Source organism: Sphingopyxis sp. JAI128 (assembly GCF_014207235.1).
In the GTDB taxonomy this organism is placed as follows: domain Bacteria; phylum Pseudomonadota; class Alphaproteobacteria; order Sphingomonadales; family Sphingomonadaceae; genus Sphingopyxis.
The window spans coordinates 51588-65152 of the sequence record NZ_JACHDA010000006.1; the positions used below are offsets into that span (position 1 = coordinate 51588).

11 protein-coding genes are annotated in these 13565 nt (G+C 63.7%); 5 read left to right on the forward strand and 6 right to left on the reverse strand.

Features of this window, described 5'->3' with window-relative positions; translation table 11 throughout:
- Positions 1-47: 47 nt before the first annotated feature.
- Both HDC35_RS14810 and HDC35_RS14815 read right to left on the reverse strand, forming a co-directional pair.
- Positions 48-794, reverse strand: a complete 747-nt coding sequence (locus HDC35_RS14810; protein WP_184648150.1) for an HAD-IIB family hydrolase — start codon at positions 792-794, stop codon at positions 48-50.
- Positions 791-1132 (reverse strand): hypothetical protein, encoded by a 342-nt coding sequence (locus tag HDC35_RS14815; protein ID WP_184648153.1) that lies wholly within the window; start codon positions 1130-1132, stop codon positions 791-793. The genes HDC35_RS14810 and HDC35_RS14815 overlap by 4 nt, the downstream gene beginning before the upstream one ends.
- Positions 1133-1558: 426 nt before the next feature.
- On the opposite strand from HDC35_RS14815, the gene HDC35_RS14820 reads away from it, so the two are divergent.
- Positions 1559-2584, forward strand: a complete 1026-nt coding sequence (locus HDC35_RS14820) for an acyl-CoA dehydrogenase family protein (RefSeq protein ID WP_184648155.1) — start codon at positions 1559-1561, stop codon at positions 2582-2584.
- On the opposite strand, the gene HDC35_RS14825 is transcribed toward HDC35_RS14820, so the two are convergent.
- Entirely contained in the window at positions 2581-3711 is a 1131-nt protein-coding gene (locus tag HDC35_RS14825; protein WP_184648157.1) for an acyl-CoA dehydrogenase family protein, read from the reverse strand. The two genes, HDC35_RS14820 and HDC35_RS14825, sit on opposite strands and share 4 nt — an antisense overlap.
- Before the next feature lie 49 nt (positions 3712-3760).
- Complete coding sequence (locus HDC35_RS14830; RefSeq protein WP_311770778.1) at positions 3761-4510, reverse strand: helix-turn-helix transcriptional regulator; 750 nt, start codon at positions 4508-4510, stop codon at positions 3761-3763.
- 138 nt (positions 4511-4648) lie between these two features.
- Between HDC35_RS14830 and HDC35_RS14835 the strand changes: the two genes are divergently transcribed.
- Entirely contained in the window at positions 4649-7099 is a 2451-nt protein-coding gene (locus HDC35_RS14835; RefSeq protein ID WP_184648159.1) for a TonB-dependent receptor, read from the forward strand.
- Between the two features lie 14 nt (positions 7100-7113).
- Positions 7114-8025: an oxygenase MpaB family protein gene (locus tag HDC35_RS14840; RefSeq protein WP_311770779.1), complete on the forward strand. Its 912-nt coding sequence runs from the start codon at positions 7114-7116 to the stop codon at positions 8023-8025.
- Here HDC35_RS14840 and HDC35_RS14845 read toward each other — a convergent pair.
- The gene (locus tag HDC35_RS14845; protein WP_184648161.1) at positions 8022-9719 is read right to left on the reverse strand and encodes an amidohydrolase family protein; all 1698 of its coding nucleotides are present in this window, start codon (positions 9717-9719) and stop codon (positions 8022-8024) included. The genes HDC35_RS14840 and HDC35_RS14845 overlap by 4 nt on opposite strands.
- Before the next feature lie 22 nt (positions 9720-9741).
- Positions 9742-10365: a helix-turn-helix domain-containing protein gene (locus tag HDC35_RS14850; RefSeq protein WP_184648163.1), complete on the reverse strand. Its 624-nt coding sequence runs from the start codon at positions 10363-10365 to the stop codon at positions 9742-9744.
- A 141-nt stretch (positions 10366-10506) separates the two neighbouring features.
- On the opposite strand from HDC35_RS14850, the gene HDC35_RS14855 reads away from it, so the two are divergent.
- Positions 10507-12486 carry a serine hydrolase gene (locus HDC35_RS14855; protein ID WP_184648164.1) on the forward strand — a complete coding sequence of 660 codons (1980 nt, stop codon included), beginning with the start codon at positions 10507-10509 and terminating at the stop codon, positions 12484-12486.
- Positions 12486-13493 (forward strand): dipeptide epimerase, encoded by a 1008-nt coding sequence (locus HDC35_RS14860; RefSeq protein WP_184648165.1) that lies wholly within the window; start codon positions 12486-12488, stop codon positions 13491-13493. Before HDC35_RS14855 ends, HDC35_RS14860 begins: the two co-directional genes overlap by 1 nt.
- Positions 13494-13565: the final 72 nt, after the last annotated feature.

Genomic DNA, 13565 nt, shown 5'->3' on the forward strand with positions numbered 1-13565 from the left:
GCGAGGCGTTGGTTCCGCCGGACACCTGCTCCGCGGCGAAAACCCGATCATTTCAGACAGGCAATGATGGTCGAAATAACCCCAAGCGTTTCGCGCGTATCGCGAACGCAAATCGTGTCGAGCCCGAGCGTCTTTGCGGGATAATCATTGCCGCCGGGAAAAATCGCATCGCCGATGAACATCATCGCGTCGAGCGGGGTACCGCTCGCATCGCGCAGCCTGGTCAGCCCATAGGCCTTGTCGACGCCTGCACGAGTGATGTCGATCGACGTCGCCCCGCCCATATTGACCGACAGTCCCGGCATGCGCCCGCGAAGATCCTGCTGGATGATCTTGCGCTTCGCAAAGTCCGGATCCCATTTTTCCTTTGCGCCGATCGGTGCCTGCTGCCCGAGCGCCGAAAAGGTGATCTGGCTGCCGCGGTCTTCTATTCGTTCACCCCAGACTGCTTCCGGAACGAAGCCCGTGGCTTCGAGAGCGGCATCGAATGCTTCGAATATGCTCTGTTTCTCATCGTCGGCGAAGAGTTCCGCATAGACCGCCTGCCAGGCATCGCAACGATAAGTGTAGAGCTTCGTGCCGGTCGTGGGCATGAGCCACAATCGCGCACGGTCGGCGCGAACCGGAAGGCGCGAGGCGATCTGCTTGTCGAACTGCGGCCAGTCGGCGCCCGAGATGATGGCCACGTCGGCGACAGAGAGAAGATCTGCAAGCGCCTCCCCCATCGCCTCGTCGAGCGGTTGCTTGCTCTCGGCAAGCGTGCCGTCGAGATCGAACGCAATAAGATCTTTCAAGCGAGAATGGCCGGTTGCGCCATGGACAGCATGTCGCCGACATATCGATTGCATTCGACGCGGTCGGACAAGCCCGACACCTGCGGCGTTCCGTCGGACATGATCAAATTGCCCGCCAAACCCCGAATGTCGCGATAGTCGTTGATGCGCTTGGCATAATAAAGCGGCAGATCGAAATTTGCCGTCGCATGCCCGCGACGCTCCGCTTGACTGACGGACATCAGGGCGATCTGATGATGATAGAGAAGTTCGTTGAGATCCATATTTTCGCTCCTGGGGCGGGAGCGCGATGGTCTCTCAGTTACCGGCACGCAGTTTGGCCTGGCAATGACCGACATATGGTGTCTCAGCGGGGCATTGCAATCTCGGCGGAACCTTTTTTATCAGGCTTCCCATGTTAGCCGATTGCTGTCTGTCGGTTTCTGGGTGCCGAGACGGGTAAATCTGCCGTGGGGCTCCTCTCCAGTGAGCGCCCTGTCTTCAGAAGGCTGGAGCTCGATTGCGGTCAAAATTCTGGTATTTCAGACCAGAGATCGAAGAAAAACACTTAAATTCAAATTGATATAGAATCTTCGTTCGACCTGCCGCCCCAGCCAGCCGGTGTTTCCCCGCGACATTTTGGTGCCATAAGACGGAGGGCACCGGACGCTCGACCTGATACGCCAATCAGCTAGACCCTTTCGGCGCTATGACGCTAGGCGGAGGGGGGAGGATGCTGTGACATATATAATGCCGATATCTGCTGACCTGCGGGATGCGCCGGCATGGGCGGTCTAGACTTTCCGCTCTCTGGCGAGCAGCAATTGTCGCAGGCGAGCATTCAGCGTTTCCTTGCCGACAGGCCGTGGCCCAGTTGGTCCGACCTTTCCGAATCGCTTGGCCTGACGGGTCTCGCCTTGCCTGAAGCGGCGGGCGGCTTCGGCGGGGGTGCGATCGACATCGCGCTCGTCATGGCGGAACTCGGGCCCGCGCTGGCCGGAGCCGACTGGTTATCCCATGCCGCGGCAACGCTGTTGCTCGGCCGCGTGGCGCCCGATGACGCGGCATTGCCGGACTTGGCGACCGGCGCCAAGCGGGCGGCGATCATCTGCCCCGCGTCGTCGGCGACCATGCCGGTGGTGGAAGGGGACGCGTCCGTCCGGGGCAGTGCGACGCTGGTCGCTGGAGCTGCCGAAGCGGATCTCTTCTTGCTGGCCGACGGCGATGCCCTGCTGCGGATTGCGGCCGAACACGACAAGGTCGAGCAACGCCACCGAATCATGCACGACGGCAGCGTGTCGGCGGACCTTTTCTTCACGCTGAAGCCGGGCGATCTCGAGGTGCTGGCGTCCGGTACCGCAGCGCGGGCGCTTGCCGAATTCGCGAACGACCTGGTTCTTGTCGGGCGTTGCGCCGAGGCACTTGGACTGATTGACCGGATGCTTGCCGACAGCGTCGATTATCTGAACCAGCGCCAGCAGTTCGGAAAGCCGATCGGCCTGTTTCAGACACTCCGCCATCGCACCGCGGACATGAAACTTGCGGCCATGAAGGCCGCGGCATTGGTCGAGGCCGCGATCGGCGCGGTCGACCAGGAACGTCCCGAGCGTTCCCGACTGGTGAGCGCCGCCTGTATCGAAACCGCCGATGCGGCGCGGATCGTCGGGGAAGGCGCGGTGCAAATCCACGGGGCGATGGGCCTGACCGAGGAATTGCACCTTGGCGGCCATTTCAAGCGAGCGCTGGCGATCACCGCGGGGTTCGGCTCGCGCGCCGGCCATCTGGCGCGCTTTGCCCAGGCAACGGCTTAGCCCAGCAGGAGACGCGCGATCAGATCGCGCTGGATTTCGTTCGATCCCGCATAGATGCTTGCCGCACGGTCGTTCAAATAGCGCGGCACGACGACCGCCAGTTCGTCGGGCGTCTGTCCGTCGGCGTCGACCCACGCCGCATGACCTGCAATCTCGCAGGCCAGCACGTCGATGCGCTGTGCCGCTTCGGTCCCAAGGATCTTCAACGCCGACGCGTAAAGTGCGTTGCTGCCGCCGACGCCGCGCATCGCCTTGAGTTCGAGTGCCTGCAGCGCGTGGAGATTTATAGATTCTCGATCGATCTGCGCGCGCAGGACTGCCCCGACGTCGGCCCGTCTACTCAGCTGATCGAGGCGTCTGATCAATCCCGGCGCATATTTGCCGCCGCGCTCGAAGGTGAGCAAATGCTTCGCGACCGACCAGCCCTCATTCTGACCGCCGAGGCGGTTCGCCTGCGGCACGCGGACATCGTCGAAGAACACCTGGTTGAATTCATGGTCGCCCGCAAGCGTGCGGATCGGCTCGACCGTGATACCCGGCGAGTCCATGTCGAGGAGGAGGAAACTGATCCCGGCCTGCGGCTTGCCCTCGTTCGATGTGCGCACGAGCGCGAACATGCGATTGGCAAAATGCGCGTGGGTGGTCCAGATTTTGGATCCGTTCAGCACATAGTCGGCGCCATCGGGCACCGCGCGCAACTGCAACGCGGCAAGGTCCGATCCCGCCCCTGGTTCCGAAAATCCTTGGCACCAATAATCTTCGCCCGACAATATGCGCGGCAGGTAATGGGCGCGCTGTTCGGGGCTGCCATAATGCATGATGACCGGGGCGACCATTTTTAGCCCCATCGGGGCAAGGTTCGGCGCGCCCGCGCGTGCGCATTCGGCAGCGAAGATATAGCGTTCGATCTCGTTCCAGCCGGGGCCGCCGAACTCCGCCGGCCAGTCGGGGGCGGCCCAGCCCTTGGTATGAAGGATACGCTGCCAATGCAATGTGATCGCGGGGTCGATGAAAACGCTCGTCGCGCGCGCCGCGCCGCGGCGGATATCGTCGGGCAGGTGCGCCGCGAGAAAGGCGCGAACCTCGTCGCGAAAGGCCGTAAACGCCGGGTCGTTCAGCATGTCCATGGCCTCTGCTTAGGCTTTCGGCCGACGTCGGGCCAAGCTGGCACCTGCATCAGGCCGCGCGCGCACCGACGAAGCCGAGCCCCGCCGCGATCTGGATCGACTGCGCGCGTCCCGTCGCGCCGAGCTTCGCCGCTGCGTTGCGAAGGTGGAAGCGCACCGTCGATACCGATAGCGACAAGATGATCCCTATCTCGCCGTCGGTTTTGCCCGCCGCCGCCCAGCGCAGGCATTGCACCTCGCGCCGCGTCAGCGTCTGCGGTACCGTGGCGTTGCGCGGGCGTCCGCGCGCCTCATTGTGCGTCGCGACGAGCTTGACTGCGAGGCTGTGCAGATGGCCGGCCTCTTCGGCAAAGATCGCCTCGACCCCGACGGGCTCGCGCGAGCACCAGAAGACCGCGCCGACGAGCCCGCGTGGCAGGTGCACCGGCGCGATGATCGCCTCGCCGAAATTGGGGGTGTTGCGTGCCTGCGAGCAATCGACTTCATCGAGCAGGTGCGACGGGCGCCAGGTGCCGAGCCGCCCGTCGCTGTAGTAAAAGGGCTCGGCGACGAGCCGCGCGGCGGTGAGGAAGGCGAGTTGCAGCGCGAGCTTGCGGTCGCGCCAATAGGCATAGCTCGGGTCGACCCAGTGAAAGCTGGTTTCGGCATAGGGGCGGCCCACCTCGTCGCTCATCGGTTCGGGGTCGCCAAGGTCGGCCTGCGCCGCGACATAGGGCAGGCCGATCGCGTCGCCGGCGGCTTGTACCGCCGCGATCAGTGCCGGCATGTCGGCCCAGCATTCGACCCTTTCATTGATCACACGCTTGTCCCTCCACTCCCTGACACAGGTGTCAGCTTGTTCGCCCCGCCGCAATCCTTTGTTCTGTCACGGTCCGGCTTCGCGCGACGCTCGCACAAAGACGAGCCCCGCGACAAGCCGTTTGAGGGAGGATGAGTGATGAAGGCAATGCGTATTTTCCTGGCCCCCGGCACCGCGATCGGCCTCGTTGTCGCGGCACCGGCCCTTGCCGCCGAAGAAACCGCACCCGACAGCGTCGCGACCGAAGGCGATATCATCGTCACCGCGCAGCGGCGCGCCGAATCGATGAACGACGTCGGCATGGCGATCCAGGCAGTCGATGCCGAAACGCTCGAAAATCTGCGCGTGACCGACCTGCGCGATCTGACCGCGGTGGCGCCGAGCTTCACCGTCTCGCAAAGCTATCAGGGCGTTCCGACCTATACGCTGCGCGGGATCGGCTTCAACACGATCAACCTGTCGTCGACCTCGACCGTCGGTACTTATGTCGACGAGGTTGCTTACGCTTATCCGATCATGAACACCGGACCGGTGATGGACCTTGAGCGCGTCGAGGTGCTGAAGGGGCCGCAAGGCACGCTCTATGGCCGCAACACGACGGCGGGCCTGATCAACTTCATTACCGCCAAGCCGACCGACCGTTTCGAGGGCAGCATCAAGGCCGATCTCGGCAATTACCAGACCTGGAATATCGCCGGTCATGTCTCGGGGCCGCTCGGCGAGGGCGTCGCGGCGCGCATTGCCTTTCGCAGCGAGAATAGTGACAAGGGGTGGCAGGTCAGCAACGCGCGGGGCGATCGGCTGGGCGAAGTCGACAAGCTCGGCATCCGCGGCTCGCTTGCGATCGACCCGGCGCCGGGGACGCATTTCGACCTGTCGGTGACCTGGTGGCGTAACCGTTCGGATACCGTAGCGGGGCAGGGAATCGGCTTTACCCCAGCGACCAATCCCGTCACCGGCACCAGCAATTCGCGGTTCTTCAACGCGCCGGGGCTCGCCGACTATCTCTCGGCCAATTTTCCGACCAAGGCCAGCCAGGCCGATTGGGCGCCCGAAGCGGCGCGCTCGGCGGACGTGGGCACCGGGCTCGGCCTCGATGGCCCGCTCGCCGAGGACAATCGCTTCTGGGGGCTGAAGCTGCGCTGGGATCAGGATCTCGGCGAGACGATGAAGCTCGTCTCGCTGACCAGCTACAATGATTTCAAGCGCAACGCGCTCTCCGACTGGAGCGGTGCGCCGTTCGAAATCCTGCTCCAGAATACGGTCGGGCGAATCAAGAGCTTTGCGCAGGAGTTGCATCTGGAAGGCGAAAGCGGCGCGGTGAACTGGCTCGTCGGCGCCTATTATGCCAACGACCGGATCATCGACTCCAACCGCACGATGCTCGGGCAGAATGCGAATGTCGGGCTGATCCGCGCGGCGGGCGCGCCGCTGCTCGCAAGCCCGATCTTCAATTCGGGCGGCTACACGCCGCTCGAACTCAGTCAGGCCTTCCGCACCTATGAGGATTTCGGGCGCATCCGCACCAAGACGTGGAGCATCTTCGGCAACGCCGATGCCGAACTCACCGAGCAGCTCAAGGTCACATTGGGCGTGCGCTATACCGAGGACAAGCAGCGCTACAATGGCTGCTCGCGCGACTTCAACGGCAATATGCTGCCGAACGTCAATGTTGTGAACCGCGCACTCTACCTCCAGACCTATGGCGTGCTCGCCGATCCGATTTTGCAGGGACAGTGCAACACCTTCGACCCCGTGACGGGCACCTTCGGCGAGGTGCAGTCGCTGCTCGACGAAAACAACGTCGCCTGGCGCGCCGCGCTCGACTGGTCGCCAAACGATGACACCTTGCTCTACGCCTCGGTTTCGCGCGGTTATAAATCGGGAACGACGCCGATCAACGCGGCGAACCTCGCGCGTCAGAATGCGCCGGTGACGCAGGAAAAGCTCACCGCCTATGAAGTGGGCGTGAAGGCGACGCTCGCCGACCGGCTGGTGCAGGCCAATCTCTCGGCCTTCTACTACGACTATCGCGACAAGCAGATCAGCACCTATTTCGCCGATCCGATCTACACCGCGCTCTCGCGGCTCGACAATGTCCCCGACAGCGAGGCTTATGGCGTCGAGGGCGAACTGACGATCCGCCCCGCGGCCGGGCTGACCATCGCCGCCAACGCGTTGTGGCTGAAGACGCGGATCAACGATTATGACGGCACAAACGCCGCGGGACAGCCGGAGAATTTCGACGGCGCCGAATTCATCTACAGCCCCGAATTCCAGGGTAGCGTAACGATCGCCTATGACACCCCGGTCAGCGACACGCTCAACCTCACCGGCGCGGTGAGCGCGCGGTACCAGAGCAAGTCGAACACGATTTTCGAAGACCTCGATCTCTACAAGGTCGATGCCTATGGCACGGTCAATGCGAGCCTCGGCCTGAAGAGCGAAAGCGGCTGGTCGGTTTCGATCTGGGCGAAGAATCTCTTCGACAAATATTATTGGTCTGCGGTGGCGAGCAACGCCAATGTCGTCGTGCGCTTCGCCAACCAGCCGCGAACCTGGGGTATCACTCTGGGCTATGACTTCTAGAAGGAGCCACGACCGTGGTGCGTGCGCCGACGCAGGATGATTATCTGGGGACAGCGATCGACTTCGCCGCGCCCGCCGGCGAGTCCGCGCTGCTTGCCCCCGACAGCGTCCAGTGGCGCGTCTACAAGAATCCGATCGCGCTCGGCATCGGCGGCATCGCCGCGGTGCTCCTCGAATTCGCCGAGCCGCGCATCCGGTCGGGAGTGTGGGATCATTCGACCTATAAGGCCGACCCGATCGGACGGTCGCGCCGGACCGGGCTCGTCGCGATGCTCGCCTGTTACGGTCCCGCGAGCGTGGCGAAAGAGGTGATCGGCAAGGTCAACCGCATGCATGGCAAGGTGAAGGGCGAAACCCCGGCGGGGGACAGATATCGCGCGATGGACCCCGTGCTGCTCGACTGGGTCGCAGCGACCGCCTCCTATGGCTTCCTGATGGCGTACGACCGCTTCGTCCATCGGGTGAGCGATGCCGACAAGGACCGCTTCATGCGCGACGGCGACGTGATCGGGCGCGAGTTCGGCGCACGGCGCACGCCGCCGACGGTGGCGGCCTTCATGGCGATGATGAAGGAACTCGAACCGCGCTTCGAGCCGCATCCGATCATCTTCGAATTCCTCGATATTATCCAATCGGGCCGCGCCGCGCCGGGCGTGCCGCGCTTCCTGCATCGCGCCATCGCGCGCGCATCGGTGTCGCTGCTGCCCAATCATATCCGCCGCAAGCTCGACCTCGGTTCGCGCTATGACCTCACGCGGCTCGATCGCACCGCGCTGCGCATCGCCGGCTGGCTCGCCGACCGCCATGTCGACCGTGCGGCGCCGCATTGTCAGGCGAGCGTTCGGCTCGGCCTGCCGCATGATTTCCTGTTCCGGTCAGCCGCCGAGCAACGCCGTCTGATCGAACGCCTGCCGATCGCGGCCTAGCTGCAGCGGTTGAAGCCAGCACCGCGCACCGCGCGGCCGGGCGTCGCGCCGCTATGCTCGCCGTTCCGCAGCACCGCGACGCCGTTGACGAACACGTCGCGTACGCCGACCGAATATTGGTGCGGCTCCTCGAAGGTCGAGCGGTCGGCGACCGTCGCGGGATCGAACACGACGACATCGGCATAATAGCCGGGCTTCAGCGCGCCGCGGTCCTTGATGCCGAGATTGGTCGCGGGCAGGGTGGTCAGACGATACACCGCCTGTTCGAGCGGGATGAGCTTCTCGTCGCGGACATAACGGCCGAGCAGCCGTGCGAAATTTCCGTAGGTGCGCGGATGCGCGCCCGATTTCAGGAAGACGCCCTCGGCCGCCTGCGACGCCGCGTCCGAACCGAAGCTCATCCACGGCAGCTGGATTTGTTTCCTGACATTGTCCTCGGACATCAGGAAATAGACGGTGCCGACGCGCGATCCGTCCTCGACGACGAGGTCCATCGCGGTTGCTTCGGGCGATTTGCCACGCATTGCCGCGACCTCGGCGAGCGTCTTGCCCGTGAGCGGCTTGAGCGCGTCATTCTTGAAGCCCGACAGGATCATCTTGTCGGCGCCTGCGCCGAAATAGAGATTTTCCCAGTCGCTTCCGGGCTTCTTCATCTCCTCGGCGACGCGCGCGCGGATCGCGGGGTCCTTCAGCCGCTCGATCCATTGTTCGAGCCCGCCCGCCTGCACCCAGGTCGGCATCGCGGCGTCGAGCCCCGTCGCACCCGCGGTATAGGTGTACATGTCGGTCGTGATCCGCAGCCCTGCGGCGCGCGCATCCTCGATCTTCTTCACGATCGTGTCGAGCTTGCCCCAGTTGCTGCGACCCGCCATCTTGAGGTGATAGATTTCGGCGGGGGCGCCCGAGCGGCGCGAAATCTCGATCAGTTCGTCGACCGCTTCCTCGATGCGGTCGCCTTCGGACCGCATATGGCTGATATACATCCCGCCGCACTTCGCGGCTTCGCTGGTCAGCGCGACGAGTTCGTCGGTTTCCGCATAGGAGCCCGGCGCATAGATAATCGAGCTGCCGACCCCCATCGCGCCTTCGTTCATCGCCTGCCGCACCAGCGCGCGCATCCGGCCTAATTGCTCTGGGTTGGGATCGACGTCGCCCTCGCCCAGTTCATGCACCCGCACCGTCGCCGCGCCGACGAAACTTGCGACATTGGTCGATATGCCGCGCTTTTCCAGCCAGTCGAAATAATCGCCGAGGCTGGTCCACTCGATCGGATATTTGATATCGCCCTGGCGCTCGGTTTCGAGAGCCTTCATCGCTTGATTCATCGGCCCCATCGACCAGCCTTCGCCCATCACCTCGAGCGTCACGCCCTGCCGGATGTCGCTCTGGCTTTTCGGGTCGGCGATCAGCGATTCGGTCGCCCAGCTCAGCATGTTGATAAAGCCCGGCGCGACCGCCATGCCCTTTGCCGCGACCTCGCTCTTCGCGGTGCCATCGACCTTGCCGACCGCGACGATGCGGTCGTTTTTGATTGCGACATCGCCGACGACGGGTGGTTTGCCCGACCCGTCGTAGAGGGTGCCGCCACGGATGATGAGGTCATAGGCCGGCGCCTGCGCGGCAACCGACGCCGAAACCAGCATCGCGCTGCACAGCAGCAAAAGCGAGGGGGCGAAGCGCCGGGGCATTGCCATTTATATCTCCATTTTCGGTGGGTTATCCGTGCAGGCTCATCAAGCTGTCCATCAGCCCTTCGTCGGCGCTCGAACAGACGCCAAGGACCAGCGCCTCGTCGAACCCGTCGGCGACGACATAGGCGTGACCCATCGACGAATCGATGTAGATGCCCTGGCCGACGTCGAGCGTGACGGGGTCGTAGAATTCGCTGTGCACCTCGATCCGTCCTTCGAGGACATAGATGAATTCCTCGCCCTGATGGTGGACGAGCTCGCCGAACTCGCTCGCGCTGTGCGCACGGATGCGCGTCAGGATCGGGATCATCCGTTTCTGGCGCAGGTCGGTGCAGAGGTAATGATAGTCGTAATTGTCGGTGGTGACGCGTGCCGCGCGATCGATCGCGGCGATGCTGCGGCGCCCGGTGACGCGCGGCGCAGCATCTTCTTCACCCTCCGCGAACAGGTCCGACATGCGAATCTTGAGACGCTGGCTCAGCTGCTGGAGCTTGTCGTAGCTGAGCGTCAGCCGATCATGCTCGACCTTCGACAGCGTCGAAACCGGAATGCCCGACTTCGCGCTCATTTCCTTGAGCGTCCAGCCGTTTCGCGCGCGAATGCCCTTCATCACCGTGCCGAGCGTCGGCGGGATTGCGCGGTCCGCCATCAGTTTTTCCATTCCATATTTGACAATTTTCCAATCAGGATCATTATGTCCCTATCGGGCCAACAGTTGTTGGTCCCTTGGTAAGGGGTCGCGCGGCTTGCCGCAAGGTGTGACAGGCGCGCCAGACAAAAGGGGAAAGCGATGCGTTTCATTCGCAAGGCGATGATCGGGCTGGCGGCCTTTGCCGCATTGCCGCTCGCGGCGCAGGGACCGGTGCCCGCGCCAGCGGTAAAGAAGGCCGAGGCGACCGCGCCGGTTGCCAAGACGGCGGCGGCGCCGGTCGCGTTCGATCCGAAGGATCTCGAAGCGTGGATGGACGGCTATCTGCCCTATGCGCTCGAACGCGGACGCATTCCCGGCGCGGTTGTCGTCGTCGTGCGCGGCGGCGAGGTCGTGCTCCAGAAGGGCTATGGCTATTCGGATGTCGCCAAGCGCGCGCCGGTCCTGCCCGAGACGACGCTTTTCCGCCCGGGCTCGGTGTCGAAGCTGCTGACCTGGACTGCGGTGATGCAACAGGTCGAGGCCGGCAAGATCGACCTCGACAAGGACGTCAACGCCTATCTCGATTTCAAGATTCCGCCCTATGAGGGCAAGCCGGTGACGATGCGCAACATCATGACGCACACCGCGGGCTTCGAGGAATCGGTCCGCCACCTGATCAGCAGCGATCCCAAGGCAGCGATGACGCTGAAGAAGCAGATGCCGCTTGCGCTGCCCGAGCGTGTTTTCGCGCCCGGCACGACCCCGGCCTATTCCAACTACGCCACGGCGCTCGCGGGCTATATTGTCGAGCGCGTCAGCGGCGAAGATTTCGACAGCTATATCGAAAATCATATCTTCCAGCCGCTCGGCATGACGCATTCGTCGTTCCGCCAGCCGCTTCCCGCGCGGCTCGTGCCGCATATGTCAAAGGGCTATCCCGACATTACCCAAAAGCCCGAGCCATTCGAAATGGTGATCCCCGCACCCGCGGGCAGCCTGTCGTCGAGCGGCGCCGACATGGCCAAATTCATGATCGCGCACCTCGATGACGGCGCGGGGCTGATGAAACCCGAAACTGCGCAGATGATGCATGATTTCAAGGCACCCGGCGTCGGACCGCTCAACAGCATGGCGCTCGGCTTCTACGAACAATGGGTCAACGGCCACCGCGCGATCGCACATGGCGGCGACACCGTATGGTTCCACTCCTATCTGTGGTTGTTCCCCGATGCGGATACCGGCGTCTTCATCTCGATGAACAGCGCGGGCAAGGACGGCGCGGCGGGGGCGGTGCGCAGCGCGCTGTTCCACAAATTTGCCGATCGCTACCTGCCGGGCCCGGCCGAAAAGCCGACCCAGATCGATACCAAGACGGCGCGTGAGCACGCGCAGACGATGGTCGGTAACTATATTGCCAGCCGCGGGAGCTTCACCAATTTCATGAGCCTGTTCGGTCTGCTCGGTCAGGCAACCATCGGGTTGACCGAGGACGGCAAGATCACGCTCCCCGCGCTCGATGGGCTCAGCGCCGGTGCGCGTGACTGGGTTGAGGTCGAACCCTTTGTGTGGCGCGACACGGGCACAGGCGAACGCCTCGCCGCCGAGGTCAAGGAGGGCCGCGTCGTGCGCTGGAGCCTCGATGCCGGCTCGCCCTTCATGGTGTTCGAACCCGCGCCCGCAAGCGTCAATGCGGCATGGCTCAACCCGGCGCTCGTCTTCGCCTTCGGGATCATCCTGCTCGCGGCGCTGGCATGGCCGGTGCGCGCGCTGGTGCGCCGCAGCTTCAAGGCCGAGTTCGCGCTTCAGGGACAGTCGCTCCGCGTCTATCGTCTGAGCCGTGTCTTCGCTTGGCTCGCGATCGGCGCGCTCGCCGGCTGGATCGGGCTGATCGCGGCCTTTTCGGCCGATATCGGCAGCATCGGCGGACCGCTCGACTGGCTCATTCACCTGCTGCGCATCCTGACCCCGCTCGCCGCCTTCGGTCTGTTGGCGACGGCGGCCTGGCACCTGTGGCTCAGCATCAAGGACAAGCGCCGCTGGACGATGAAGCTCGGCGCGGTGCTGCTGATCCTCGCCGCGCTCGTGCTCGTCTGGGTGACGCTCGTCTTCCACCTTTACGGCTTCGGGATGGTCTATTGATGGCGACACAGCAGGCCTCGAAATTGACGCTCGACCTTCGGGTCGAGCGTTTTCCCTATCACCAGCCCTTCCGCATCTCGGGTCATGTCTTCACCGAAACCGCGCTGCTCGTCGCCGAAATATCCGACGGCGCGCGCGTTGGGCGCGGCGAGGGGGCGGGGGTTTATTATCTTGGCGACGACATCGATCATATGCTGGCCGAAGCGGTGCGGGTGCGCGGCGCGATCGAGAATGGTGCAACGCGCGAGGAATTGCAGCGCCTGCTTCCTCCCGGCGGTGCGCGCAATGCGATCGACTGCGCATTTTGGGACCTGGAGGCGAAGCAAACGGGGCGCCCCGTTTGGGAATTGGCCGGGCTGGAACAGCCCAAGGCCCTGCGCTCGACCCTGACGCTCGGCGCCGACCGCGCCGAGAATATGGCGAAGGCCGCATTGGCGATCGACCCGGAAGCGCCGGTCAAGGTCAAGCTGACGGGCGACCTCGCCGATGACCTCGCGCGCGTCGAAGCGATCCGCGCTGCACGGCCCGACGCGTGGATAGGCGTCGATGCCAATCAGGGTTACGACGTCGCCACGCTCGCCGACCTGCTCCCGGTGCTCGTCTCGGCACGCGTCGCGCAGCTCGAACAGCCGCTGAAGCGCGGCCGCGAGCCCGATCTCGACGGGTTGGAACGGCCGCTGCCGTTCGTCGCGGACGAAAGCGCGCTCTCGCTCGCCGATACCGCCTCGCTCGTCGGGCGCTTCGACATCGTCAACATCAAGCTCGATAAATGCGGCGGCCTGACCGAAGGCCTCGCAATCGCGCGGCAGGCGAAAAAGCTCGGTCTCGATGTGATGGTCGGCAACATGATGGGGACAAGCCTGTCGATGGCGCCGTCCTATCTGGTGGGACAGCTCTGCGACATCGTCGACCTCGATGGACCGACGTTCCTTGCGCGCGATCGTGTGCCCGGCGTCGGATATCGCGGCGGGATGATCCATTGCCCGGCAGAAATTTGGGGTTCATGACAATTTGATGTCCTAAACGGGTTGACAATTTTCTGATTAGGACAATAGTCTTTAAATCGAGATTTCATTGAG